We start from the raw sequence: 25,217 nt of genomic DNA on the forward strand, positions 1-25,217 counted from the left end.
TCACAGCAGGTCGCCGTAGGTCGCGGCGCCCACGGCGCATACACGCGGCAGCCCCGGATAGGGTGTAAAGAACGCGTCAATGAGCTTCTTCGATGTGGCACCGATCGGGTGACGGTCCGTGAAGCGCAACAAGCGAGGCCCCCGGGCTGTTGATCGAGATGTCTGACGTCTCAATCACGTTGCTCGGGGGGCCTCGTTGGTCATCCATCCTGCCGCACTCGACCTGCCGCATGCACTCGTGGAGTGGGTCACCATGCTGATCGTCACCCGTGAGGGCGACCGGCGTTGCAAGCTCCGCCCGTCACAGCGCGCGATGGTGGCACTGGTGTACCTGCGCGAACACACCACCCTGGCGAAGATTGCCGCCGGGTTCGGGATCAGCGAGTCCACCGCCCATGCCTACACCCGCGCGGTCATCGACCTTCTTGCCGCCCGTGCACCGGGCCTGCTCAAGACGCTGCGCGACCACGAACCCGACTTCATCCTGCTCGACGGCACTCTCGCCGAATGCGACCGGGTCGGCGACGGTCGGGCCGACTACTCCCACAAACACCGACGCCACGGCGTGAACGTGCAGATCGTCACCGACCCCTACGGCCAGCTGCTGTGGCTCTCTCCCGCCCTGCCGGGCCGCACCCACGACCTGACCGCTGCCCGCACCCACCGGATCATCCGGATCTGCGAGCGTCAAGGCGTCCCAATCGTGGCCGATCTCGCCTACCAGGGCGCCGGTCCGTGGCTGACCACGGGCATCAAACGCAAGCCCCTGCAGGAACTGACCCCCACCGACAAGACCCGCAACCGTGCCCTGGCCGCAGCACGCGCACCTGTCGAACGTGGCGTCGCCCGCCTGAAGTCCTGGCGGATCTTCCGCAGGTCCCGTTGCAGCCCCAACCGCATGACGTCAATCGCCAAGGCCGTCCTCACCCTTGAGCTGCAACGCTGAAGGAGCTCAATGACGCGGGGTGTGCCGGGAAGTCTGGTCGGCGTCGAAGGGGCACGTGTGCCCTCAATCCGATGCTGTGGAGGTTCTCCCGGATGCGTGACGGCCGGCGTGAGCGTTCTGTGTTCCTCGGTCTGCTGCCCTGGCCGGAGCGAGTGCGGGTGGCCCGGGCCCTGCGCACGGAGACGGTCGGCGGGCTGGTGCTGCTGGCGGCGGCCGTGGTGGCGCTCGTGTGGGCGAACACCCCATGGAGCGGCGCGTACGAGCACGTACGCGATTTCCATTTCGGGATACCCGCACTCGGCCTGAATCTGTCGGTGGAGCACTGGACCGCGGACGGGCTGCTGACAATCTTCTTCCTGGTCGCCGGTATTGAGCTGAAACGCGAACTGGTCGTCGGCGAGCTGCGTACCCCGGCTACGGCTGCGCTGCCCGTGGTCGCCGCCCTGTGCGGCATGGTGGTCCCCGCCGGCGTCTACCTGGCCACCGTCGGAATCGGCGGGGGCAGCCCACGGGGGTGGGCGGTGCCGATGGCCACCGACATCGCCTTCGCGCTCGCCGTCCTCGCGGTTCTCTCCACCCATCTGCCCTCCGCCCTTCGGGCCTTCCTGCTGACCCTGGCGGTGGTCGACGATCTCGGCGCGATCCTGGTGATCGCCGTCTTCTTCACCAGCGACCTGAACCCCGCCGCCCTCGCCGGAGCCGTGGCCGGACTGTTCGTGTTCTACCTGATGCAGCGGTTCCGGGTGCGCGGCTGGTGGTGGTACGTGCCGCTGGGCGTGGTGATCTGGGCGCTGATGTACAACGGCGGCGTGCACGCCACGGTGGCCGGTGTGGCGATGGGCCTGATCCTGCGGACCGTCCGCGATGACGACGAGGACGCCTCCCCGGGGGAGCGGACCGAGCATCTGCTGCGGCCGGTGTCGGCCGGTGTGGCAGTGCCGCTGTTCGCGCTGTTCGCCGCCGGGGTAAGCGTGTCGGTCGGAGTGCTGGGAGAGGTTTTCACGCGCCCGGAGCCCCTGGGAGTGGTGCTGGGCCTGGTTGTGGGCAAGACGGTGGGAATCTTCGCGGGTACCTATCTGGCGGCCCGCTTCACCCGGGCCCGCCTCAACCCGGACCTGGCCTGGGCGGATGTGTTCGCTCTGGCGGTCCTGGCCGGGATCGGCTTCACCGTCGCCCTGCTGATCGGTGAACTCGCCTTCACCGATCCGGCCGACGTCGAGCACATCAAGGCCGCTGTCCTGCTCGGCTCACTGCTCGCCGCGGCCGTCGCGGCACTGCTGATCAAGCGCCGCAACGGGATCTACCGCCGCCTGTGGGAGGACGAGACCCGGGACGAGGACGCCGACGGCATCCCCGACATCTACCAGCGCACCGCCTCCGGCCGCGACGGTGCCGAGGGCGCGAGCTGAAACAGTGCCTCCTACTCAGCCCGCACCTGGGTGATCACTTTCGTGGGGTCACCACTTCACGCGACGACACTGTGACGACATGAACTGCACGACAAGGGGGCCGAAGGTGCAGAACCCGTTGAGGCGAGGCGGTGTGGTCGACATCGCGATGGGATGGCTCGCGGTGCTGGCTTCGGCTTCTCTGCTTTTGAAGGCGATAGAGCTGACCAGACATGGCGCTTCGCCTTCGTGGCCGATGATCGCGGGCGCGCTGGTCGCACTCAGCCTGCATCGCCTGTACCGGATCCGCCGGGACAGTCCCCAGAGCAGGCCGTGAGTGTTCCCTTGCAGCTCAGTCACTGCGGAGCGTTCGGGACCAGGAACAGCCGAGGCGACATCGCGCACAGTGTCACGACATCCTTCACGCAGATGGAGAAGAAATGCCGGGAAGCGTGATAATGACAGCTGCCCCTGGGGGGATCATCGACTTCCTTCATCTGACGTGGAAGGGAACCTTTGGAATCGCCGGATTCCTCCTCGCTCTTAATGTCGGCGACTCTGCCCACAGAATCTACGAGTTCGCCACGCATCGCGGACCATTCGCTCCCGGTCCCGGCTTCAGCCCGCTCGCCATCCGGATCGTCGGATCCCTCATAGGTGGCGTATCGACCTGGTCGTTCGTGCAGGGCCTGACTTCCTAGCATGCGAGATGCCGGATACAGGCGTTACCCGTCAGCAAACATCCTGGCTGAAGAGTGCAAGACCAGGGAGAAAGGAGGGTGAATGATCCCACTGATCTTCGGGGTTTCCCTGATTGGGTTCGGCATATGTCTGATCGCTGACCTCGGAGGTGTCGCGCACCGCATCTTCGACTTCTATGCATCCTTCATGAACCCCGGACGTGCCACTGTCAATGCATTCCGATTGGTTGGGGTTTTCGGAGTGCTGGTGGGATCTATGTGGGTCGCCGCCTCGTTCTCTGTGAAATGAAGGGCTGGAGTCTGCTGCCTGCGGCCCGGGCGGGATCGGTCACGTGTGTCCGACGGCATTCTGATCGCTGACGGTCTCGCGCATGTCCGTCGGCGGTAGCGCGGTGTTGTCGCGCTTGAGGGCGGGACGCCGGCGGTGATGACTGAGCAGGCGTGTGGCCAGTGGTTCGGTGTAGCGGGCGGTGAGAGGGCCCAGGAGGACGAGGATCAGGACGTACGCGGTGGCCAGCGGGCCGAGGGAGGGTTCGACGCCGGCGGCGACGGCGAGTCCAGCGATCACGATGGAGAACTCGCCGCGGGCGACGAGGGCGCCGCCGGCTCGCCAGCGGCCTTTGGCGGCGGTACCGGCCCGCTTGGCGGCCCAGTAGCCAGTGGCGATCTCGTGCAGGCGGTGACGGCGGCCAGGGCGAGGGCAGGCAGGAGGACGGGCGGGATGCTGACGGGGTCGGTGTTCAGACCGAAGAAGACGAAGAACACGGCGGCGAACAAGTCCCGCAGCGGGGCAAGAAGGCTGTGCGCGCCATCGGCGACCTCGCCGGACAGCGCGATGCCGACGAGGAAGGCACCCACGGCGGCGGATACGTTCAGCTGCTGGGCGAGCCCGGCGATCAGCAGGGTCAGGCCCAAGACCACGAGGAGGAGCTTCTCGGGGTCGTCGCTGGACACGAAGCGGGAGATGTGGCGGCCGTAGCGGACCGCGAGAACCAGGACGCCGGCGGCTGCGCCGAGGGCGATGACGAGGGTGACACTGCCTGCCGCCAGGCCGGCCCCGGCCAGCAGGGCCGTGAGGATCGGTAGGTAGACCGCCATGGAGAGGTCTTCGAGGACGAGGATGCTCAGGACGGTCGGGGTTTCGCGGTTGCCCAGGCGGCCCAAGTCGCCGAGGACCTTCGCGATGACACCGGAGGAGGAGACCCAGGTGACGCCTGCCAGGACGACGGCGGCGACCGGGCCCCAGCCCATCAACAGCGCGAGTGCCGCGCCGGGCAGGGCGTTGAGGAGGGCGTCGACGAGACCGGCGGAGTAGTGGGTCTTGAGGTTGGTGACCAGGTCGCTGGCGGTGTATTCCAGGCCCAGCATGAGCAGCAGCAGGATGACGCCGATCTCGGCGCCGACGGCCACGAACTCCTCGCTGGAACCCAGCGGCAGCAGCCCACCGTTGCCGAAGGCGAGTCCGGCCAGCAGGTACAGGGGAATCGGGGAGAACCGGAAGCGCCCGGCGAACCGGCCGAGCAGCCCGAGAACCAGGATGATGCAGCCGAACTCGATCAGGAAAACGGCGGAGGAATGCATGACGGGCTACTCCCGCCCGAGTATCGCGGCGGCCGTCTCCACGCCTTCGCGGGTGCCGATGACGATGAGGGTGTCACCGCCGGCGAGCCGGAAGTCGGGGGTGGGGGAGGGAATGGCCTCGGCCCGGCGCAGCACGGCCACGATCGAGGCGCCGGTCTCGGTGCGCATCCGGGTCTCGCCCAGGAGGCGTCCGTTCCAGCGCGATGCGGCGGTCAGTTCGATGCGCTCGGCCACAAGCCCCAGGTCGGTGGTGGACAGCAGGTTGGGATTGTGGTGGGTGGGCATCAACGCGTCGATGAGGGTGGCCGCCTCCTCTGCGGTCAGCCGTACGGACAGGGCGCACGCGTCGGGGTCGTCCTCCCGATACGCGCTGAGCGTGCGCGGCCCGTCCCGGTGGGCGATCACGGAGAGACGGCGGTGCTCCCGTGTTGTCAGGTCGTAGCGGACACCGATTCCCGGCAACGGTGTGCTGCTCAGGCGTGGCGCGCCCATGGCTGTCCCCCTCTTCTGTCGGCGTGAGCGTTGGTCTCCGTGGCTCGCATGCGGGGGCCACCCTGACGAGCGCCCAGATCAGATGCGGATTGTGAGGCTCATCCTATGATCCGTAGGTGGACGGCGCCCCGGAGCGGCTGGAGCTGCCGAGCCGTCAGCGATGGCCGGAGCGGACCTGGCCGCTTGGCCGTTCCATGCGTTCTCACGTTCCGCGAGACGGCGCGCTGAAGTTGGTGGGATCCGGTGGCGGCCCATCAGGACACCGGTCCTCAGCCACGGTCTGGGCACCGGTGTCCTGATGGGCCGGCGGTTCGCCGAACGGGCCATGTCCATCCGGTAAGCCCACCTCGACCAGCTCCTCGGCCACGTTCCGTAGGGGCGAGCCTGCGAGCTGATGACGAGGCTGACGAGTGGCGGCGGTGATAGCCGAGCCCTGCTGATTCTGATCGTCTATAGCGTCCGGGTCGGTGCGACGGTCCGCGGGAGGCGCTGGCGCAGTGTGGCCGCGAACTCCTCCGCCCGGGCCAGCTGGGCGCGCAGGTCGGCCACGCGCTGCTGCGCGGCCTCTTCGAAGCCCCGCAGCCGGTCCAGGAGTTCTTCACGCTCTCTGGGTCGCAGTTCCTTGCCGGAGTCGAGGCGGTCGGTGGCCTCCAGCAGGGCGCGCATCTCGTCGAGGGTGAAGCCGAGGGGCTTCATGCGGCGGATGACCATCAGGCGCGCGACGTCGGCCTCGGTGTAGAGGCGGAAGCCACCCTGGGAGCGGGCCGAGGGGGCGACGAGGCCGGTCTCCTCGTAGTGCCGGATGGTGCGCAGGGACAGCTCGGTTCGCGCGGCGACCTCACCGATCTGCATGTGCTTGCCGTCCACGTCCCCGACCTGGCCTTTCTCGTTGTCGACGGCGCTGCGTGCCATCCAGCCGCCGATCTCTACTCTAACGTTAGGGTAGAGTCTCCGTGGTGAGGGCGAGGCTGAGCGCCGTCCTACCTCTGCGTGCGGTGCGGGTCTCCAGCCCAGCCGTTTCCGTGTCGGGGCCGATGCCGCCCCCGGCGAAGAATCCGAGTCTTGCAGGAGAAACGCGTGCGCGAGTCCGTGGTGCCTGGCGCTGCCGCCTGTCCGCCGTGACCCTTCGCCTCTGACCAGAGCCTGACGCACACGCGATCGCGCCGTCGGCTCTCCTCGACTTCCGGCCCGAGAGCGGGCCGACCGCGGAATGCCAGCCCCCGGCCTTCCTCGCCGTCTTCTGCGCGCCCCGTCCTGCCCCAAGGGTGTGCCCGAGCACGACAGGTAGCTGCTTCGTTGACTTCTCCCGTACTGTCTCCCGCCGCGCGGCTGCGTGTTCTCAAGCCCGGCTGGCTGCGTGATCCGAAAGTCTGGCGCACCGAGGTACTGGCCGGCCTGGTGGTCGCGCTCGCGCTGATCCCCGAGGCGATCTCCTTTTCCATCATCGCCGGTGTCGACCCGGCCATCGGCCTGTTCGCCTCGTTCATGATGGCCGTCACCATCGCCGTCGTCGGCGGCCGACGAGCGATGATCTCGGCCGCCACCGGCGCCGTCGCCCTCGTGATCGCACCTCTGAACCGCGAGCACGGCCTGGGCTACCTCGTCGCCGCGGTCATTCTCGCCGGGGTCTTCCAGGTGATCCTCGGGGTGCTCGGGGTGGCCAAACTGATGCGGTTCATCCCCCGCAGCGTGATGGTCGGGTTCGTCAACTCCCTCGCCATCCTGATCTTCATGGCCCAGGTCCCGGAGATGACGAGCGTGCCGTGGCCGGTCTATCCGCTGATCGCAGCCGGCCTGGCGCTGATGGTGTTCTTTCCGAAGGTCACCACGGTCATCCCGGCACCGCTGGTCTCCATCGTCATCCTGACCGTGATCACGGTCGCCGCGGGGATCGCCGTGCCTACCGTGGGCGACAAGGGCGCCCTGCCGTCCTCCCTGCCCGCCCCCGGTCTGCCCGACGTGCCCTTCACCCTGGACACCCTCACGACGATCGCCCCGTACGCCTTCGCGATGGCTCTGGTCGGCCTGATGGAGTCGCTGATGACGGCCAAGCTGGTCGACGACATCACCGACACCCACTCCTCCAAGACCCGCGAGTCGATCGGCCAGGGCATCGCCAACATCGTCACCGGCTTCTTCGGCGGCATGGGCGGCTGCGCCATGATCGGCCAGACAATGATCAACGTGAAGGTGTCCGGAGCCCGTACCCGACTGTCCACGTTCCTGGCCGGCGCGTTCCTGATGGTGCTGTGCGTCGTCTTCGGCCCGGTCGTCTCCGACATCCCCATGGCCGCCCTGGTCGCGGTGATGGTCATGGTGTCGTTCGCGACGTTCGACTGGCACTCCATCGCCCCGAAGACGCTTCGCCGGATGCCGACTGGGGAGATCACCGTCATGGTGACCACCGTCGCGTGCGTGGTCGCCACCCACAACCTCGCCATCGGCGTCGTGGTCGGCTCGGTCACCGCCATGGTCGTCTTCGCCAAGCGCGTCGCGCACCTCGCCGAGGTCACCTCCGTCATCGACCCGGACGGCAGCACGGTTGTCTACCGGGTCACCGGCGAGCTGTTCTTCGCCTCCTCCAACGACCTCGTCGGCCAGTTCGACTACGCCACCGACCCGAAGAGGGTCGTCATCGACCTGTCCTCGGCCCACGTCTGGGACGCCTCCTCCGTCGCCGCCCTGGACGCCATCGAGGCCAAATACGCCCAGCGCGGCAAGCAGGTCGAGATCACCGGCCTGAACGAACCCAGCGCCCACCTTCACGGCAAGCTCAGCGGCGAGCTGTCAGCCAGCCACTGACACACTCGCCGCCACAGCCGCTCCTTGGCCTGGGTCGGCCGGAGGCGCCGTATCGATCAGCCGGAGCGCGGCCGTGGGCCGGGGGCCGGGGCCTGCAAGCGAGTACCAGCCGCGTACCGGGCCGACCGCTGTGTCGTCCGCTGCGGCGCCGCCGACACAGCCGGTGCACTTCTCGCCCCGTGGGAGACGTGGGTCATGGCCGTAGAGGCGTCCGGGCGAGAGGGAGGCCGCTGCCGGTAGCGGTCTTTGCTGTGATCGCGCCTGCGTCGGCGGGCTGTCCCGCATGATCGCGAGACGGACCGGCCAGGGGTGAGCGTGTCTGCGGGGCCATGGCCCACACCGTTCCTTGCAGGGCTGTTTGGGGACGCGGACAGCAGATAGAGTGCAAAGAACACGTCAAGGGACGTGAGGTGTGCCGGGAAGTCTGGTCGGCGTGAAGGGGCCTTGTGCCCGTCGCCATTGCCCGGAGGTGTGCCGTCGTGGCCCCAAACCCACGATTCCGCTCACCGTTCACCAGAGAGTTCCCTCTCCCGGTGTGGCAGGCCGTGGCTCAGGCTCCGCAGGCAGAAGCGGCCGACGGCCCGATGGTCGCCGTGATGACGGCCCGACCTGACGGGATGTCCGTCTGATGGCCACGGAGACCTCTCTCCTGGCCCCCGCCATCATCATCGCCGCCTTGGTGGTCAGAACGGCACTCGGCGAACTCCGGCACCGAGCAACCGCCCGTGAGCAGTGGGCGTTTGCCACCGACCATCGTGCTGTAGCCGCCGGAGGGACGACAGCAGGGGCCGTCATCCTGCTGGGCTGGCACCAGGCAGGCCCCGCAGCTGTGGCCTGGGCCCTGCTCATCGGTGCGCTCACCGCCCACCTCGTCCACCGGGACGAGGACCGACCGTGATCGATCGTCATCAGGCACATCCGGATCGACCCGGCGGTTACGCGCTCTGCCGGCCTATGCCTGTCGGCGCGCTCCATCCGCGCTCAACGCTGCCCAGCCGAACGCAGCCGACCGCCGACGCCATCGTGATCGGAAGCCGCCCCGTGCCTCCGTCGGCCCGCCGTTCTCCACAGGAGTCCTCGCACGCATGATCTGGCACTGGACCGGCCTCGTCTTCTTCTCCCTCACCCTGCTCCCGGCCGGACTGGCCCTGGTCAGCGGCCGCATACCGCGCCAGCTGAGGCACCGGCTCGCGCCGTTGCGCCCCCGCGGCCTGGCCCTGCTCGCCCTCTACGCCGTCGCACCCCTCAACACGGTGCCGCGCCTGGCCGAGGCGCCGCCCGTTATCACCCTGGTGGCTACGGCCACCGCGGCCATCGTGGCCGCGGTGGGCTGCATGTACGCAGCCCTTGCGCCACGCAGAGACGGGAAGGCCACCCCCGTGACCAGTCGACGGCGAGTACGGCGGCTCGCAGTTTCCGTCATCGTCTGGTGGGCGCTGATCGCTCTCGTCCTCTGGCTCGTGGGCAAGGCGCTCGACCAGCCCGCCACGCTCGCCCGGTGCATCGCCTCGGCCGCGTTCCTCGCCGCGATCGGGGAGACCGGCGACTGGCTGCGGCGACGCTGAAGGGCCGACCCGCTCACCAAGCGGCGCAGGCCGGCACCGGCACGACACCAACCGCCGCCCGGCGGCCGGATGCCAGACACCTGCCGGTGCCCGGCATTCAGACCTCGCCAGGAAGACATCGAGAGAGCGGGAGCGTCGTCAGGCCGCCTCCTCTGCGTCGAGTGAAGGGGCTCGCGGAAGTGGGCTCAATCGTCGGACGTCCGCGTGCGGTGCGGCATCTGGGGCGACTTCGCGGCCTCGGCCTCCGCCTTGGCGTCGCTCACCGCTGCGGCAGCTTGCTTCATGGCCTCGTCCGCAGCCGCAGCGGCGTCGAGGGAAACCGTCGAGCCTGCCTCGAGCCGCGGAATCCGGCTTCCGTCCGACGTGTCGTGATCGTCGGCGGTGGCCGCTTCCTCGGACTACCCGGGCGTGGGAGGGCCCTCCGACGCCTGATCGCCGAACGCGCGGGTAACGGTCCGGACTGCCTCTGTCAGCTCGCCCGGGATCACCCAGAACGTGTTGTTGTCGCTGCTCGCCAGGTGCGGGAGCGTCTCCAGGTACTTGTAGGCGAGGACCTTGGGGTCGGCGTTGTTGCGATGGACGGCCTGGAAGACGAGCTCCACCGCCTTGGCCTCGCCGTCCGCCCGCAGGATCATGGCTTGCTGAGCGCCCTGGGCCTCCAGGATGTCCTTCTGCTTCGTGCCTTCCGCGGTGAGGATCTTGGCCTGCCGCTCACCTTCGGCGTGCAGGATGGCCGCGCGCTTGTCCCGCTCGGCCCGCATCTGCTTCTCCATCGCCTCCTTGATGCTGGCCGGGGGGTCGATGGCCTTGATCTCCACGCGGTTGACCCGGATGCCCCACTTGCCGGTGGCGTCGTCGAGGACGGCACGAAGCCGGGAGTTGATCTCCTCGCGCGAGGTGAGCGTCTCCTCCAGGTCCATGCTGCCGATGACGTTGCGCAGCGTGGTCACGGTGAGCTGGTCGATCGCCTGGAGGTAGTCGGCGACTTCGTAGGCCGCCGCCCGCGGGTCGGTGATCTGGTAGTAGAGGACGGTGTCGATGTTCACCACGAGGTTGTCCTCGGTGATCACCGGCCTGGGGTCCGACGAATAGACCTGCTCGCGCACGTCGAGCTTGGTGTTGATCCGGTCCGCCACCGGCAGGACCAGGTTCAGACCGGGTTGCAGCGTCCGGCGGTACCGGCCGAAACGCTCGATGTTGTAGCGGCGCGCCTGCGGGACGATCCGCACAGTGGAGGCTACGAGGAAAACCACGACAAGGACCGCCACGAGAAGGGGGATGACAACTGGATCCACAGTGCCTCCGTTGCTGCGTGTTCAGCCGATCACGGAAGGAGTTCGCGGGGGTAGACGATGGCCGTGGCACCCTCGATCTCCATGACGTCCACCCACGCTCCCAGCGGGATGACAAGGCTCTCGTCTAGGGCGCGGGCGGACCATTCCTCACCAGAGAGCTTGATCAGGCCACGGGTCGCCGTGACCTCCCGCAAGACCTCGGCCCGCTTGCCGATCAGGGCATCACTGCCGTCTCGTGTGAGTGGCTGCTGCTCCATGTGCCCCATCAGCGCGTACAACGCACCCCAGAGCGCTGGCACGCCGCGCCGGACAACCGTGTGCGGTCGCAATGCCCCCCACTCAGTCAACCTTCTAGGCGGAGCCAGGCCAGCCCCGCGGGGACCAGACGGCCACCCCCTCCCCCACTTCTCGCCGTCGTGCCCATAGCGTGCCCATAAGAGCGGACAACCACGGTCAACACCGGTGCGATCCACCCCTCACGACCACCTCAAGAAGAGGACATCTGCGCAGGTCAGAGACGTGGCGCTCACCCAAGCGCCGTCGCTTTCCAAGCTGAGAGCGCGAGTTCGATTCTCGTCCCCCGCTCCATATATAACCCCCAGGTCGAGGACCCAGGGGTTCCTCCTCGACCAGTGGACGAACAGGCGGACGTGAGGGTGATGGCGGCGAATTCCGCACCCGAGTCCGACGCAAGTGACGCCGCCGCCGGCCACGGCGGTGACCGCGGTCCATGTCGGGACGATCCGGCGGTCCGGCTGGGGGACGGCTCCCAGCGGTCTGCACAGGCAGGCCCCGCCGCGTCGGCGTCTTGGGGAGGTCTCCCAGCACACCAACATCAAGCTGCGCAACGTCGCCGAACTGATCCTGATCTGGGGCCGCCAGGGCCGCTCCAGCTCGTCGCTCTCACCGCCCGGCGCAGTCCCCGGCCCGTCGCGCGCGAAACCCAGCCGGCCAGCGTGGTCTCGTTGATGCCCAGGTCCTCGGCCACCTCGGTGTTCGGCTTCCCTGTCTCTGCCACGATTCGTACCGCCCCTTCAAGAAACTCCGGATCGAACTTCCACCGCTCCTCCGCCATGACTCCCGACTCCCTCTGCAGCGGGTTGTCCGGGTTCACGTGCCGGTCCCGGCTGAAGCGGAGGTGGTCGAGGCGGGCGGGGAAGAGAGTGAGTTGTCCCGGCATCTTCCAGGTCACGGGGGTGGGCTGAAGGACGGGTGGTTTGCGGGGCTGTCCGCGGGCGCGACGTGGGCCGAGCGGGAAGACGAGGAACAGCTGCCAGGCGACCAGTTCGACGTCGGGCATCACCTCACGGACCGCCGATCTCCGGCCCGTGCAGGGCGTCCCCGGTCCACAACTCGTTGCCGCAGGTGGCCTCGAACCGGCCGAAGACGCTCGTCCCGCCCCCGCCGGTGCCGGTGCCGGTCAGTCCGGCGGTCACGAAGTGCCGCTGGAGCGTGCGCTGGGTCGGCGACCAGCCCTGCGTCGTGCGCAGGATCCGCTGGATCTGCGCGGCCGTGCGGCCGGGTTGCTCCCGCTTCAGCGCGGCCGCCAGTTCCAGCACTTCCGGCGGCGTCCTGGGAACCGCCTTGCGCAGCTCGGGGACCAGGGCAGCGAACCCGCCGCGACGGTAGTCGCGGGTCCACCGGTCGATCGTGCCCCGGGACACCTTGACCTGCCGGCCGAACGGGTCCGTGTGTTCCTTGGCTGCCAACCCCCGTGCCAGACGACCGCGTTCACGGTGGTCAGCGTGTTGTCCAGCAGGTCCTGGAACAAGAAATAGCGGAACAGACCGACCTGCCGGGCCTTCTCCGCCCGGCGGCGGTCCTCGTCCTCGCTCGATGCCATGCGCGGACTCTCCTCGCATTTCGATCAGCGTCCGCCCCAGCCTGGGACGGACACGATCAAGACTCACCTCGCCTCCGATCGCTGCCCAGGGGCGGCCCGTGTTGATCAACTAGCTGAAGGAGTGCAGGTCAGCTCCCGGCCGTCTATCGCACTGCCGGCGAAGGATCACCGCGACACGTCGAGGGCTGCGTCCACGAGGCGACGGGCGCTTCTGGCCGACTGCGGCTGTCGCGCCAGGTCTTTGTGTGCCGGGCCGCCGCGGCTTTGTCCTGATGCCTGGCGTTCATAGACCCACGCCTGGTTCTCTCCGGTGTGTCTGCGTGAGCCGTCCGCGGGTTCAGCGGTTGCGCAGCGCGGCCAGCGCGGCGTCGAGATCGGCCGCGCGCGGGCGGTTGTGCGGCAGCTTGCCGAGCACGGCCGCCATGCCACAGGTGTTCGTGAGGGCGGAGAAGACCAGACCGCCCGCGATACCGGCCGAGATCAGCAGGAGAGCCGGGTGCACGAGCAGACCGAGGAGGAGGCCCAGGAGCACCACCGTGCCGGCGGTGAAGCGCACTTGACGCTCCATGCTCCAGCCGGTCCGCGTGTCGCGTGCGGCCGGGGTGTGCAGGTCCTGTCCCTCGGCGGCCCAGGCGCCGGTGCCACCGAAGAGAGTGGCGGTCGGTATGCCCTGCTCGGCCAGGAGCTTGCAGGCGTTCTCCGAGCGGGCGCCGGAGGCGCAGACGACGAGGACGTCACCCTGCTCGGAAGCGTGGCGTATCTCCGGCAGGGCGCGGTTGACATGGTCCAGGGGGATGTTCAGGGCGCCTGGGAGATGGCCGGAGGCGTACTCGGCGGGTGTGCGCACGTCGATGACGGTGAGTTCGTGCAGCCGGGTGCGGGCCTGCTCGGTGACGAGGGTGACGGGGATGGGGACGGGAGAGCTAGTCATGGCAGGTGTGATCCTTAGTGGTCGACGCAGTCCCGAACCGGGACGTACAGTACCCCTAGGGGTATTTTTTGAGGAGTGATCGTGGAACTGGAGCTTGAGGGTGCGGACCTGAAGTCCGTGCTGAACCGGCTGCGTCGGGCGCAGGGTCAGATCTCCGGTGTGATCCGGATGATCGAGGAGGGGCGCGACTGCGAGGACGTGGTCACGCAGCTGGCCGCCGCTTCGCGCGCGCTCGACCGCGCCGGTTTCGCGATCATCGCGACCGGCATGCAGCAGTGCATGACCAACATCGAATCCGGCCGCAAGAACGGCGAGGACGCCCAGCAGATGCGCGCCCGTCTGGAGAAGCTGTTCCTGTCCCTGGCGTGAGGGCTCTCGACACGGCGACCGTCACAGCAGCGCATCGATCAGCATGAAGGCCGCCACCATCAGCAGCACCAGCGCGAAGACCCGCTGGAGCGTGTGCCCGGAGACCTTCGCGGACAGCCGTTTCCCGTCCCAGGCACCGAGGATCGCGGCCCCGACGAACGGCCCGACGACCTCCCAGTCCAGCCCCTCGACCGTACCGGCGCGGGTCGCCAGCGCGGCCAGCGAGTTGACGGTGATGACCAACAGGCTGGTACCCACCGCGTTCCCCATCCGCAGCCCCAGCACCCCCACCAGCGCAGGGACAGCGAGGAAGCCGCCGCCGACGCCGAGGACACCGGTGACCGCGCCGAGCCCGCCACCGACTGCCGCTACCCGTCCCGGCCGCACCGGTACAGCGCCCTCCGCGGCCAGCCGGGACCGCAGCATACGCAGGGCAGCCTCTCCCGCGACCACGGCGAAGGCCGCTGTCAGCACGGCCGCCGGGATACGTCCGGCAAGCGCGCCACCCAGCATCGCCGGGCCGATCCCGGCCGCGGCGAAGAGCAGCCCGGTCCGCCAGCGGACGTTCCCGTCACGGGCGTGCGCGACCATCGCGGTGACCGAGGTGAGCGTGACGATGACCAGACTCGCGGTCGTCGCCCCGACCGGGCTGAAACCGAGCAGATACATCAGGGCGGGGACGGCAAGCACACTGCCGCCGCCCCCGAGCGCACCGAGCGCGAGACCGATGACCGCGCCGGCGCCCAGGGCGAGTATGAGAGTGCTCACGCGATGGTGCCGTTCCCGCCGCGCGGATCCACCACCGGCAGCCCCGCTCCCGCCCAGTCGCGCATCCCACCGATCACGTCCACGGCCTCCGCGCCGCGCGTGGCCAGCAGTTCCGCGGCCTGCCGGGAGCGGTTGCCGGAGCGGCAGATCACGACCAAGGGCCGCGCCTGCGCGTGAGCCGGTAGCCCCGCCCCGGCGGCCAGCGCCGACAGTGGCAGGTGCACGGCGCGCGGCGCGTGACCCGCCTGCCACTCGTGCGGCTCGCGCACATCCAGCAGCACGGCGTCACCGCCGCTGCCGGCGGCGTTGCCGTGCCCGGTGCGTACGGCCGCCTCCTGGACGCTCACGCGGCCGGGGCCGCCCCGTTCTCGCCGGAAGATACTCATGTCGGTTTCTCGCTCCTGTTTCCGTGTAGGCGGTGAAGATCGGTGGGACGCCTACGGCATCCGATGTCGTCAGGGCGTCCGTACGGTGAGTCCCGCCTTCTCGGCCGCATCGAAGGAGTCGTCCACGGCGAGGACCTCGCGTCCGGCCGCGTCCAGCAGGGAGGCGGCGATCGCGGCACGCATCCCACCCGCGCAATGCACCCACACCTCCCCGGCGGGAACTTCCCCGAGGCGGCGGTGCAGGGCGTGGACCGGGATGTGCACCGAGCCCTCGATGTACCCAGCCGCCCGCTCCGAGCGGCGTCGCACATCGAGGACGACGACACCCTCGAGGGGACGCCGAACCGCGAGGCCAGCGAACGTCGCACGCCGGAAGGAAGCCGGTGCCGCGCCCTCGGGCACCCACTCGGCCGGCCCGCCGGTGGCCGCGGCGGCCGGGCGGTCGATGCCCACCCGGACCAGCTCGCGCTGGGCGGCGGCGAGCTGCGCCGGCGACTCGGCAAGCAGGGTCACGGGCTTGCCCCACGGGATCAGCCAGGACAGATACGTGGCGAGTTGCCCCTCAGCCTCGAAGTTGTACGAGCCGGACACGTGCCCTTCGGCGAAGGCGACGCGGTTGCGCAGGTCCACCACCCACTCCCCTGCCGCCAGCCGGGCGGCGATCTCCTCGGCGTCGGCTACGGCGGGCGGGGTCAGGTCGACGGGCGCAGGTCCCGCGGCGTTGGCCGGGCCCATGTGTGTGTAGTAGGCGGGGATGTCGTCCAGGCCGGCCAGCATGCCCGCGACGAAGTCGTCCACGTCCCGGGTGAGGGCCTCGTTGGACGCCCTTTCCTTGCCGATGGTCGTGTCGCTGCCCTCTGCCTGGGAGGACGAGCAGAAGCTGCCGAATCCGTGGGTGGGCAGTACCGCGGTCTCGTCCGGCAGTTCGGCGGCGAGACGGTGTGCGGAGGCGTGCTGGGCGCGGGCGAGCTGCTCGGTCAGCCGAGGCTCCACAAGATCCGGGCGGCCCACCGTGCCGATCAGCAACGAGCCGCCGGTGAACACCGCCACCACCGTGCCGCTCTGCTCCAGCACGTAGGAAGTGTGGTGCGGGGTGTGACCGGGCGTCGCCACGGCGCGCAGGGTCAGGCCGGCCTCGGCGTCGATCTCCGTGCGGTCGCCGTCTTGTACCGGTATCCGTGCGAAGGAGACCCTGGCCCCGGCAGGGACGAGATAGGCCGCACCTGTGATCCGGGCCAGTTCCAGGCCTCCGGTGACGTAGTCGTTGTGGACATGGGTCTCGACGACGTGCGAGATCCGCACACCCCGCCGCGCCGCTGCCGCGATCACCTGGTCGACATCGCGGGGCGGGTCGACCGCCACCGCCGTCCGCTCACCGCCCGCGAGATAGCTGCGGTTGCCGAGCCCTGACACCTCGATCGTGTCGACGAAGAACACGCGGTACTCCCTTCCAACGACGAATTACCCCGGGGGGTATGCTTACGACCGTAACACTAGTACCCCGGGGGGTATTTCCTAGGGCAGGGAAAGTCCAGGAAACGCTTCCCGAGTGCCTCGCGCAGGGCCGGACACCCGTCCCGCGCCACGCGAGCCGACCAGAAGGGCCACCGCCATGCGTTACGACCGCACCGTGCACCTTGACACCGACTTCGCCACCGCCGTCAGCCGCACCCGCGAGGCCCTCGCCGCCCAGGGCTTCGGCATCCTCACCGAGATCGACGTCACCGCCACGCTCAAGGCGAAGCTCGACCACGACATGGAGGACTACGTGATCCTCGGCGCCTGCAACCCGCCCCTGGCCCACCGCGCCCTGGAGACCGACCGTTCCATCGGTCTGCTGCTGCCCTGCAACGTCGTCGTCCGCCGCGACGGAGACCACACCGCCGTACAGGCCCTCGATCCCAACACCATGGTCGCGCTCACCGAGATCGACGCCCTGCGCCCGGTCGCCGAAGAGGCCGCCCGCCGCCTCGACGCAGCCCTCGCCGCCCTCACCGCGGGCGAGGAAAAAGTCTGAGCACACGATGAACCCGACGCCGACCCTACGGTAGGCGCCCCTGAGGGCACCGAAGCGCCTAGGCTGCCTGAGCTGCGAGTTCCTGTAGACGGCAGGGAGAAGCCACATGGTTCGCCGACCGACGGCCGTGCGGTGCTCGCGGCCCTCAAGCCGCCGCCCCGACCGTCAGGGGTGCGGCCCCATAGGCGTTGCCCGTGTGCTTCCCCGAGGAGCGACGAGTCGCCATCGTGACGTGCTCGACCCAGCCGGGGCCGGCCGGAAGAGTGCAACGGTTGGTGATCACCCGTTGCCCGTGGGCAGTCGCACGGTGAAGGTGGTCGAGCCCGGGCCGCTTTCGAGAGTGACGCTTCCCTTGTGTGCTTCCGCCACCGCTGCCACGATCGACAGACCGAGCCCGGTGCCCGTGCCCCCCACCATGCCTTCGACACGTCGACGGTCCGCGCGGGTGAAGCGTTCGAAGACCTTCGTGCGAACGTCCGCAGCGACGCCGGGTCCGTCGTCATGGACCGTCAGCACCGCTGTCCCGTCACTGTCGCCGGTCTCCAACGAGATCGTGACCGTGCTACCGACGGGTGTGTGCAGGCGGGCGTTGGCAAGCAGGTTGGCCAGCAGCTGATGGAGCCGATGAGCGTCGCCCCGCACGGTCACCGGCTCCTCGGACAGCTCCAGCAACCAGTGGTGTCCAGGTCCCACGGTCTGCGCGTCCGTCGCCGCGTCCAGGACCAGACGGGTCAGGTCGACCGGAAGACGTTCCAGAGGCCGCCCCGCATCCAGACGGGCCAGGAGCAGAAGGTCGTCAACCATCTCGCCCATCCGGGCCGCTTCGGCCTCGATCCGCTCCAGCGCCCGTGCGACCTTCTGCGGTACCGGGCCGGGGTACAGCAGCGCCAGTTCCGCGTGACCACGGATCGAGGCCACGGGCGTGCGCAGCTCGTGGCTGGCGTCCGCGGCGAAAGTGCGCAGCCGTTCCTCACTCGCGTGCCGTTTGGTGAGCGCGTCCTCGACATGGCCGAGCATCGCGTTGAAGGCACCGGCGACGCGCCCCACCTCGCTGCGCGGATCGCTCTCGGGCGCTCGGGGCGGAAGCTCCACCTCGCCGCTGGAGAGCGGCAGTTCACTGACCCTGGTGGCGGTCGCCGCCACCCTGCTGAGCGGCCGCAGCGACCAGCGCACCCATAGCGCTCCCGCAACCCCGGCGACGGCGAGCGCAGCGCCGAAGACGACCGCGGCCACCAGTTCCAGCCGGTGGACGGTGGCCTCCACGGACTCCATGGGCAGCCCGGTGATCAGCACGTCGCCGTCCCTGCCCTCGGTCGCCATCATGCGGTAATCGCCCAACGACGAGAGTTCGGTCGTGTGCCCTTCTCCATCGGCCGCGAGGTCGGCGAGCCTTGCCCTGTCCCTCGTCCCGAGCGGCACGGTCACCGTGCCCGTGCCCATGCCGGACGCCACCACCGCGGCATTGGTGACCGTGTCACCCACAAGCCTGGCGCCGAAGGTACCAGCGGCCTGGCGACGGGTGTCGCCGTCCTCGTCACCGTCGTGGTCGGACGGCAGCGTCCCGCCGTGCTCCAGACTCGCCGGGAACTGTACCCCCGTCTCGCGCAGCTGCTGGTCGAGACGCCCAGTGAGAAAGCCGTTCAGCTCCGCCACCGCCGCCACCCCGACGGCCGCGCAGCTGACCGCGAGCAGCACGACGAGGCCGGCGGTGAGCCGCGCCCGCAGAGTGCGCGGCCGAGGTAGACGCCGCAGCCACCGGCGTGGCCCACGGCCTGTCCGTCTCCTCATCGAACCACCGGCTTGAGGACGTAACCGGCGCCCCGCACCGTATGGATCATGGGCAGACGGCCCGCGTCCACCTTCTTACGCAGGTAGGAGATATACAGCTCGACGACGTGGGCCTGCCCGCCGAAGTCGTAGGACCACACACGGTCGAGGATCTGCGCCTTGCTGAGCACGCGTCGCGGGTTGCGCATGAGGAAACGCAGCAGCTCGAACTCTGTCGGGGACAGTTCGACGGGTTCGCCACCGCGAACGACCTCGCGGGCCTCCTCGTACATGACCAGGTCGCCGACGGTCAGCCGCGGCCCTGCCTCCGTCTGCCGGGCCATGCCGGCCCGGCGCAGCAGTCCGCGCAGACGGGCGACCACCTCGTCCAGACTGAACGGTTTTGTCACGTAATCGTCACCACCCGCCGTGATGCCCGCGATGCGGTCCTCGACCGCATCGCGGGCGGTCAGGAAGAGTACACACACGTCGGGACGTACGGCGTGCAGCGAGCGCAGCACGGCGAAGCCGTCGGTGTCCGGGAGCATGACGTCGAGGACGACGGCGTCGGGCAGCAGTTCGCGTGCCTGCGCGACAGCCGAGACTCCGTCGGCGGCCGTGCGGACTTCCCAGCCCTCGTAGCGCAGGGCGCCGACGAGGACCTCCGACAGGTCGGGATCGTCGTCGACGACGAGGACCCGGAGCGGGGCGCCGTCGATCCGGGTCAGGGCGGGGCGGCCGGAGCCGCAAGGGCGGGGAGTGTTCATCTCAGCTACAAGGATGCGCTCTCGCCGCGCTCTGCTGCGCTCTCCCAAGCTCTGAGTTCGCTCTGAGTCCGCCGCGCATCCAGTCGGCTCCGACCGTCCGGCGGCCCTTGGCCCCCAGGGCGTTAGGCCTCACCAGCCACCGCGCGCTCAGAGCAGGCTCAGAAGTTGGATCGTCACAGTGTCGTCACCCGACCGCCGATTGAGCCTACGAACAGCCGAAGGGACATGCCGATGACGACGGCTTACGCTCACCGAGGGGTTGCCCCCGCGCCTCCCTCGCGACGGCGATCCCCCGCCGTCCCCGTGCTCGCGGCTCTGTGGGGCGGGGCTGCCGCCGTGATCGCCCTGTGGTGGCACGACACGAGCTCAGTCGTGGGTACGGCGGGTTGGCTGACCGAGGCCGGGCGGATCGCGGGACTGCTCAGCGGATACGCCTCAGCCGTCCTCGTCGGACTGATGGCCCGCGTGCCGCTCCTGGAACAGCGGATCGGGGCGGACCGGGTGACACGTTGGCACGCGATGGCAGGCCGCTACACGATCTGCCTGCTGGCCGCCCACGTCGTACTGATCCTGCTCGGGTACGCCGCCCAGGACGGCTCCTCCTTCGTGGACGAGACGCTCACGGTGGTCCTGGACTACCCAGAGATGCTCAAGGCGACCGCCGGCACCCTCATCCTGTTGGCGGTCGGGCTCGTCTCAGCGCGCGCGGTGCGCCTTCGGGTGAGCCACGAGTTCTGGTACTACGTGCACCTGCTCACGTATGCCGCGGTCTTCCTCTCCTTCGGCCACCAACTCGCCCTGGGCTCCCACTTCACCGGCAACCTGCCCGCCCGAGCTGCCTGGTACACGCTGTACGGCGGCGTAGCGACCCTGGTGGTGTGGTTCCGGATCCTCACGCCGGTACGGCTCAACCTTCGTCACCGCCTGCGGGTCGACCGCGTGCACCACGAGGCGCCCGGCGTGTACTCCGTCGTCATACGTGGCCGACGCCTGGACGAGATGGGTGCACGCCCGGGCCAGTTCCTGCGCTGGCGGTTCCTCACCGAGGGCATGCGCTGGACGTCCGTGCCGTACTCCCTGTCGGCCCCGCCCCGCCCGGACCTGCTGCGCATCACCGTCAAGGCACGCGGAGACCACAGCTCCGCCGCCGCTCTGCTGCGGCCAGGCACCCGAGTATGGGCCGAGGGTCCCTATGGTGCGCTGACGTCCGACCGGCAGACCGCACACAAGTCCCTGCTGGTCGCGGGCGGTGCTGGTATCACTCCGCTGCGGGCCCTGTTCGAGACGCTGCCCGGTGCGGTCACTCTCCTCTATCGCGCCCGCACCGCCGAGGACCTGGCCCTGGCCGGTGAGCTGGAGGCTGTCGCACGCCGACGCGGAGCGAAGGTGCTGTACGCGCTCAACGGGCCGCAGGGTCGGCGCCCGCCCCTCACGGCCCACTCCCTACGCGCGGCCGTACCCGACCTGGAGGCCCACGACGTGTACGTGTGCGGACCCCTCGGCTTCGCCCAGGAGCTGTACGAGGCACTGCGCACCGCCGGCGTCCCGGACCGCCGAATCCACCATGAGTCCTTCGAGCTGTGAGGCCGTCTTGCACACGTTGAGGAAGAACCGTCCGCTGCGCCGGATCGTGCTGTCGAGCGCCGCGACCGTCTCCGGCATGGTCCTGCTGCTGTCGCTGAAGCCGCACACGGCACCGACCGTCGCCGGATTGGCGTCCTCTCCCGCGCCATCCACCAGTTCCAGCACGTCGAGCGGGTCGGTCACGGGCACCCGGACCCTCACCGGGGACTCCGTCCAGACCCGCTATGGCCCTGTCCAGGTACGCATCACGCTCAGGAACGGGAAACTCACCGACGTCACCGCGCTCACCTACCCTCAGGAGAACCCGAGGGATCAGCAGATCAGCGCCTACGCCGTCCCGCAGTTGACCAGAGAGGCGCTCTCCGCCCAGGGCGCCGACATCGACACGGTCTCCGGGGCCACGTACACCAGCGACGGCTACCGTCAGTCACTCCAGTCGGCGCTGGACTCCGCCAACCACTGATGTCTGCCGTCGGCAGCCCGCTCGCCCACCCCTGAGGATCCGGGCAAGGAGAAGACAGCGGCACATTGGCCCGGAGCCGGGATGGCGGTCGAACTCCGGCGGAGGCCCGAGGTGTAACACGCCGTGGTGATCGGCACGGGAATCCTCGCCGCTCTGGCTCCCGCTGCGCACGCCGCCGGGTCCGGGCTGCTGATCGGTCTGGCGGTCGCTGCCGTACGCCAGCAGATGGGCCAGCGCCGCGGGTGACGTGAGGTCGTTGACCGCCACGACCTCCACCGGGGCACCTGCGGCGCTCTACGCCCTCTCCAGCACCAGCCGCAGGTAGTTGCGGCCGATCCGGCCGAAGCCGTTGATGCCCACACGCACGCTCATGTCCTCACCCTTCCGATCGGTGTCCGGACGTCTCCACCCTCCAACGGGCGGACACTTCGCGGCTTGGGCCGGTCGGGGTGCGGTAGGGGTCTTACGGTCCCGCTCTGTGCGCGCCGGAGGTCGGTGGGACCCCGTCGGGTCGGCTGTGGGGCGGGGCGGGGGCGTGCTCGCGCGGTATCCCGACCGCGCGAGCCTGCGGCCGCCGACCCACGGACAGCCGCAGCCCTTGGGGGACGCCCCCTGGCGCGGGCACCGCCTCCGGTCGGGGACGGGGGAGCCCCTTGCGGATTCCGTGGCCGGTGCTCTCGCCTGATTCCATGGTCACTCCGTGACGGCGGGTGCGAGAGGGACCAGGGTCCCGTAGCCAGAGCCCTGCGGCCCCTTGTGCGCGTCGAGGTGTGCCTGGATGTACGGGACGGCCACCGTGCGGAGTTCGCCCTCGACGAAGGCCGGCTGGACGTTGACCTCGAAGACGACGCCGCCGTTCTCGACGGCCAGGTCGACGCCGGCGAAGGGCAGACCGACCGACACGGTGGCGGCGACGGCGAGTTCGGCGAGCCGCGCGGGCAGTTCCTCGGGGGTGAGATGGACCGGGGTGGCGCCCTGACAGGTGTTGCAGGGCGTGTCGAGGGCGGGCTGGATGTGCTCCCTGGCATGCACGACCCGGCCGTCCAAAACGAAGACCCGGAACTGGTGGCGGTGGCCCTCCGTGGTGAAGTTGCCCGCGTCGCGGGACAGCATCCAGTCGGTGCCGAGTCCGGCGTAGTAGGTGACGGCCCGCCGCAGGGCCTCGCGGGTGGTGATGTGGAAGGTCTCGTCGCCGCCGGTGCCGATGACGGGCCGGGCCCACACGTCCCGTCCGAGCCGGTCGAAGGCGGCGGACGCTTCCTCGGGGCCGGGCCCGTACAGAACGACCGTCTCCATCTGGGCGACTCCGTCCCGGGCGAGGCGCGCAACGGTCAGGTTCTTCTCGGTCGCCGTGCGCCAGGAGGCGGGGTCGGCGGCCAGGGTCACCACGCCGTGGCGCGCGAGGAGTTGCTGGAACGCGGCGAGGGAACGTCGGCGGTGCGGCGGGATCTCGTAGAGGACGACGATGTCGGCGAGCACGTCCGTGCCCTGTTCGGGGACGTGCAGACGTAAGCGTCCCCGTTCCGGGATCCCGCGCCCGGACCCGCCGGCGGCGAAGTGCCGGGAGTCGATCCGCACCGCCGGTGCGCCGGTGAGGAGCCGGACGGCTTCGGCGAGGTACTCGCGGCATCCCTCGGGCGAGGTGGGGTCGGCGATCAGGGCGACGCGGGGTCCGGACACAGCTGCCTCCACGGGGCTGTCGACGCAGGCTCGTGCCGCGGGCTCCCGGTTGCGCGGCCGAGCGGACTCAGGGGGTGGTTCCTGTCGCGCGCGTGGTCACGGTGGGCGCCTCGCCCGCGAAGCCGCCGTGCCGCGTTCGTCCGGGGTCCGTGGCGGACCCGTTCGGCGAACGTGCCGGACGGCCGGTGACCACAGGAGGTGCCGCCCTGCCGTATCACTGTCACAGGGTCGTGCCGTGAGGGTAGGCGCCTGGCAGGAGGCCGCACCAGGGCGCACGCGGGGTCCGGCGTCTGCTCCCGGTCCTGCGCCGTCCGCCCCGTGCGTGCGCCCTGGCGGGACGGGCACGGAACGGGGCGGAGCCAGAGGGAAAGGGCATGTCGACGGATGCCCGGACGGTCCAGTGACGGGTCAGGTCTGCTGGGGCACGACGGCGACCGGGCAGGCGGAGTGGTGCAGCACCGCGTGGGTGATCCGGCCGAGTTGGAGTCCGAGGTGACCGTGTCGGCGCCGGGCGCCGATGACCAGGAGGTCGGCGTGGCGCGAGGCGTCCTCCAGCACCCGGTGGGCGTGGCCCTCGGCGGTGCGCCGCCGCAGGTCGAGCTCCGCCGGGGCGTCCTCCAGGGCGGCCTCCAGTTCCCGCACGGCCTGCTCCTCGTGCGGCCGGGCGGTGGTGCCGCCCATCAAGGGGTTGTCGGTGGTCTCGTGCGCGGGGCGCCGCCAGGCCCGTACGGCCTCCAACGGCACACCCCGGATCCGTGCCTCGTCGTAGGCGAAGCGGACGGCCGCCGAACCCTTGGCGTCCGCGCCCACACCGAGGAGGACCCGCCGGTGGATCCCGGCCTGCGCCTGGTTGTCGTGGCTGCCGCGCACGACAATCACCGGGCACTGCGCGTGGGCGGCCACGGTCAGGCTCACGGAGCCCAGCAGTGCCTCGGCGACCCCGCTGCGGCCGCGTGTGCCCACCACCAGCGCACGGGCCCGGAGGCTCTCTTGCAGCAGTACGGTCTCCGGTCCGTCGGGCAGCACTTCGCCCGTCACCTGCAGACCCGGCCTGCGTTCGCGGGCCCGCTGTGCGGCGGCCTCGACGATGTGCTCCCCGCGGATCTCCTCGAACGGCCTGCCGAAATCCGCGGCGAGTCCCTCACCTTCGTAGTGCTCCCACATCGAGGCGTACACCAGCCGCAACGGCACTCCGCGCAGCGCGGCCTCGTCGGCCGCCCAGTCGGTGGCCCGCAGGCTGGGCTCGGAGCCGTCCACGCCGACGGTCAGGGGTGCGTCGGGCAATCGTTCGTCGAGGCCCATGGCTGTGTCTCCTCGTCCTCGTCGGGATGCGGTCCGGTGTCCCTAGACGGCGAGGGACTGCGGCGGGTGGTGAGCGGGACACGCCTCCGGTGACGGGAACGGCGTCGACTCGGGGGCGTTCGGGGTCGCCGGGGACTCGGTCGGCGGACCGAGGTCTCCGCAGGCGCTGCGCCGCACTCGGCGCAGCCGCAGCGCATCCCGGAGCGCGGTCAGGGCGAAGGTGATGCCCGTCGCCGTGAACAGCAGGAGCAGGAACCGCTCCCACAGTGGCGGTGTGTGGCTCATGTCCACGTTCCTCGCCCCCTCGGTCGACGTCGGCCCCCTCCGTACGCCCAGCCAACCGCGTGGCGAACGGCTGCGCATGGGCCGAAGGGCCCTGTCATCGGACCTGTCCGGCCTGACCGATCCGCCCGACCGCCCGCGCTTGCGGTCACCGCTCGCGCGCCGCCGCGTCCGACGCCCAGTTCCTGCGGACGGCATCCTCGTGCTCGTTGTGTTCGAGTGCGGTGTCCGCCAGGGCCAGGACGGTCTCCACCGGGGGATCCAGTGCCGCCGCAGGGCCCGCACCCG

The 25,217-nt window shown here is 69.9% G+C and carries 24 protein-coding genes and 5 pseudogenes; 12 read left to right on the forward strand and 17 right to left on the reverse strand.

Translation table 11 applies throughout. The features are described 5' to 3' along the window. The first annotated feature begins 196 nt into the window (after positions 1-196). From ABKA17_RS17815 to ABKA17_RS17830, 4 genes are all read left to right on the forward strand, one after another. Positions 197-946 carry a transposase family protein gene (locus tag ABKA17_RS17815; RefSeq protein ID WP_353693063.1) on the forward strand — a complete coding sequence of 250 codons (750 nt, stop codon included), beginning with the start codon at positions 197-199 and terminating at the stop codon, positions 944-946. Between the two features lie 92 nt (positions 947-1,038). Beyond that, positions 1,039-2,355 (forward strand): Na+/H+ antiporter NhaA, encoded by a 1,317-nt coding sequence (gene nhaA / locus ABKA17_RS17820; RefSeq protein ID WP_353693064.1) that lies wholly within the window; start codon positions 1,039-1,041, stop codon positions 2,353-2,355. 79 nt (positions 2,356-2,434) lie between these two features. Continuing rightward, the gene (locus ABKA17_RS17825) at positions 2,435-2,671 is read left to right on the forward strand and encodes a hypothetical protein (protein ID WP_353693065.1); all 237 of its coding nucleotides are present in this window, start codon (positions 2,435-2,437) and stop codon (positions 2,669-2,671) included. A 446-nt stretch (positions 2,672-3,117) separates the two neighbouring features. Then, positions 3,118-3,324 (forward strand): hypothetical protein, encoded by a 207-nt coding sequence (locus ABKA17_RS17830; RefSeq protein WP_353693066.1) that lies wholly within the window; start codon positions 3,118-3,120, stop codon positions 3,322-3,324. A 39-nt stretch (positions 3,325-3,363) separates the two neighbouring features. On the opposite strand, the pseudogene ABKA17_RS17835 reads toward ABKA17_RS17830, so the two are convergent. The 3 genes and pseudogenes from ABKA17_RS17835 to ABKA17_RS17845 all read right to left on the reverse strand — a co-directional run bounded on the left by ABKA17_RS17835 (position 3,364) and on the right by ABKA17_RS17845 (position 5,960). Next, positions 3,364-4,616: pseudogene (locus tag ABKA17_RS17835) on the reverse strand (cation:proton antiporter). A 6-nt stretch (positions 4,617-4,622) separates the two neighbouring features. Then, entirely contained in the window at positions 4,623-5,108 is a 486-nt protein-coding gene (locus ABKA17_RS17840; RefSeq protein WP_353693067.1) for a cation:proton antiporter regulatory subunit, read from the reverse strand. A 450-nt stretch (positions 5,109-5,558) separates the two neighbouring features. Further along, positions 5,559-5,960 carry a MerR family transcriptional regulator gene (locus ABKA17_RS17845; RefSeq protein ID WP_353693608.1) on the reverse strand — a complete coding sequence of 134 codons (402 nt, stop codon included), beginning with the start codon at positions 5,958-5,960 and terminating at the stop codon, positions 5,559-5,561. Between the two features lie 459 nt (positions 5,961-6,419). Between ABKA17_RS17845 and ABKA17_RS17850 the strand changes: the two genes are divergently transcribed. The 3 genes from ABKA17_RS17850 to ABKA17_RS17860 all read left to right on the forward strand — a co-directional run bounded on the left by ABKA17_RS17850 (position 6,420) and on the right by ABKA17_RS17860 (position 9,475). Beyond that, entirely contained in the window at positions 6,420-7,910 is a 1,491-nt protein-coding gene (locus ABKA17_RS17850) for a SulP family inorganic anion transporter (RefSeq protein WP_353693609.1), read from the forward strand. Positions 7,911-8,538: 628 nt separating this feature from the next. Then, positions 8,539-8,808, forward strand: coding sequence for a hypothetical protein (locus ABKA17_RS17855; RefSeq protein WP_353693068.1), 270 nt, complete (start codon positions 8,539-8,541; stop codon positions 8,806-8,808). A gap of 187 nt (positions 8,809-8,995) precedes the next feature. Then, positions 8,996-9,475: a hypothetical protein gene (locus ABKA17_RS17860; protein WP_353693069.1), complete on the forward strand. Its 480-nt coding sequence runs from the start codon at positions 8,996-8,998 to the stop codon at positions 9,473-9,475. A gap of 185 nt (positions 9,476-9,660) precedes the next feature. On the opposite strand, the pseudogene ABKA17_RS17865 reads toward ABKA17_RS17860, so the two are convergent. From ABKA17_RS17865 to ABKA17_RS17890, 5 genes and pseudogenes are all read right to left on the reverse strand, one after another. Next, positions 9,661-10,770 (reverse strand): annotated as a pseudogene (locus ABKA17_RS17865) (SPFH domain-containing protein). 29 nt (positions 10,771-10,799) lie between these two features. After that, a pseudogene (locus tag ABKA17_RS17870) lies at positions 10,800-11,027 on the reverse strand (NfeD family protein); the annotation flags it as partial. Between the two features lie 674 nt (positions 11,028-11,701). Beyond that, a pseudogene (locus ABKA17_RS17880) lies at positions 11,702-12,070 on the reverse strand (transposase); the annotation flags it as partial. Between the two features lie 4 nt (positions 12,071-12,074). Beyond that, positions 12,075-12,479: a helix-turn-helix domain-containing protein gene (locus ABKA17_RS17885; protein WP_353693070.1), complete on the reverse strand. Its 405-nt coding sequence runs from the start codon at positions 12,477-12,479 to the stop codon at positions 12,075-12,077. Between the two features lie 471 nt (positions 12,480-12,950). Next, entirely contained in the window at positions 12,951-13,544 is a 594-nt protein-coding gene (locus ABKA17_RS17890) for a rhodanese-like domain-containing protein (RefSeq protein WP_353693071.1), read from the reverse strand. Between the two features lie 81 nt (positions 13,545-13,625). Here ABKA17_RS17890 and ABKA17_RS17895 point away from each other — a divergent pair, with 81 nt between their 5' ends. Continuing rightward, on the forward strand, positions 13,626-13,913 hold the full coding sequence (locus ABKA17_RS17895) for a metal-sensitive transcriptional regulator (RefSeq protein WP_353693072.1): 288 nt from the start codon (positions 13,626-13,628) through the stop codon (positions 13,911-13,913). Between the two features lie 21 nt (positions 13,914-13,934). Here ABKA17_RS17895 and ABKA17_RS17900 read toward each other — a convergent pair whose 3' ends face one another. The 3 genes from ABKA17_RS17900 to ABKA17_RS17910 form a co-directional block, all read right to left on the reverse strand. Further along, positions 13,935-14,681, reverse strand: a complete 747-nt coding sequence (locus ABKA17_RS17900; protein WP_353693073.1) for a sulfite exporter TauE/SafE family protein — start codon at positions 14,679-14,681, stop codon at positions 13,935-13,937. After that, entirely contained in the window at positions 14,678-15,067 is a 390-nt protein-coding gene (locus ABKA17_RS17905) for a rhodanese-like domain-containing protein (RefSeq protein ID WP_353693074.1), read from the reverse strand. The genes ABKA17_RS17900 and ABKA17_RS17905 overlap by 4 nt, the downstream gene beginning before the upstream one ends. Positions 15,068-15,136: 69 nt before the next feature. Beyond that, a complete protein-coding gene (locus tag ABKA17_RS17910) occupies positions 15,137-16,504 on the reverse strand; it encodes an MBL fold metallo-hydrolase (protein ID WP_353693075.1) in 1,368 nt (455 codons plus the stop codon). 175 nt (positions 16,505-16,679) lie between these two features. Between ABKA17_RS17910 and ABKA17_RS17915 the strand changes: the two genes are divergently transcribed. Further along, entirely contained in the window at positions 16,680-17,084 is a 405-nt protein-coding gene (locus tag ABKA17_RS17915) for a DUF302 domain-containing protein (RefSeq protein WP_353693076.1), read from the forward strand. Positions 17,085-17,363: 279 nt separating this feature from the next. Here ABKA17_RS17915 and ABKA17_RS17920 read toward each other — a convergent pair whose 3' ends face one another. Together ABKA17_RS17920 and ABKA17_RS17925 are read right to left on the reverse strand one after the other, a co-directional pair. Next, on the reverse strand, positions 17,364-18,872 hold the full coding sequence (locus tag ABKA17_RS17920; RefSeq protein WP_353693077.1) for a sensor histidine kinase: 1,509 nt from the start codon (positions 18,870-18,872) through the stop codon (positions 17,364-17,366). Beyond that, on the reverse strand, positions 18,869-19,618 hold the full coding sequence (locus ABKA17_RS17925) for a response regulator transcription factor (protein WP_353693078.1): 750 nt from the start codon (positions 19,616-19,618) through the stop codon (positions 18,869-18,871). The genes ABKA17_RS17920 and ABKA17_RS17925 overlap by 4 nt, the downstream gene beginning before the upstream one ends. Before the next feature lie 231 nt (positions 19,619-19,849). Here ABKA17_RS17925 and ABKA17_RS17930 point away from each other — a divergent pair, with 231 nt between their 5' ends. From ABKA17_RS17930 to ABKA17_RS17940, 3 genes are all read left to right on the forward strand, one after another. Continuing rightward, complete coding sequence (locus ABKA17_RS17930) at positions 19,850-21,202, forward strand: ferredoxin reductase family protein (RefSeq protein WP_353693079.1); 1,353 nt, start codon at positions 19,850-19,852, stop codon at positions 21,200-21,202. 7 nt (positions 21,203-21,209) lie between these two features. Continuing rightward, positions 21,210-21,665: an FMN-binding protein gene (locus ABKA17_RS17935; protein WP_353693080.1), complete on the forward strand. Its 456-nt coding sequence runs from the start codon at positions 21,210-21,212 to the stop codon at positions 21,663-21,665. Between the two features lie 123 nt (positions 21,666-21,788). Further along, a complete protein-coding gene (locus ABKA17_RS17940) occupies positions 21,789-21,911 on the forward strand; it encodes a hypothetical protein (protein WP_353693645.1) in 123 nt (40 codons plus the stop codon). Here the strand turns inward: ABKA17_RS17940 and ABKA17_RS17945 are convergent. From ABKA17_RS17945 to ABKA17_RS17960, 4 genes and pseudogenes are all read right to left on the reverse strand, one after another. Further along, a pseudogene (locus tag ABKA17_RS17945) lies at positions 21,873-22,037 on the reverse strand (glyceraldehyde 3-phosphate dehydrogenase NAD-binding domain-containing protein); the annotation flags it as partial. The gene ABKA17_RS17940 and the pseudogene ABKA17_RS17945 overlap by 39 nt on opposite strands. Positions 22,038-22,358: 321 nt before the next feature. After that, entirely contained in the window at positions 22,359-23,345 is a 987-nt protein-coding gene (locus ABKA17_RS17950) for an ATP-grasp domain-containing protein (RefSeq protein WP_353693081.1), read from the reverse strand. A gap of 408 nt (positions 23,346-23,753) precedes the next feature. Continuing rightward, positions 23,754-24,647, reverse strand: a complete 894-nt coding sequence (locus tag ABKA17_RS17955; RefSeq protein ID WP_353693082.1) for a universal stress protein — start codon at positions 24,645-24,647, stop codon at positions 23,754-23,756. Between the two features lie 42 nt (positions 24,648-24,689). Continuing rightward, positions 24,690-24,932, reverse strand: coding sequence for a hypothetical protein (locus tag ABKA17_RS17960; RefSeq protein ID WP_353693083.1), 243 nt, complete (start codon positions 24,930-24,932; stop codon positions 24,690-24,692). Positions 24,933-25,217 lie beyond the last annotated feature (285 nt).

It is taken from the genome of Streptomyces sp. RG80, from assembly GCF_040446465.1.
Taxonomy (GTDB): domain Bacteria; phylum Actinomycetota; class Actinomycetes; order Streptomycetales; family Streptomycetaceae; genus Streptomyces.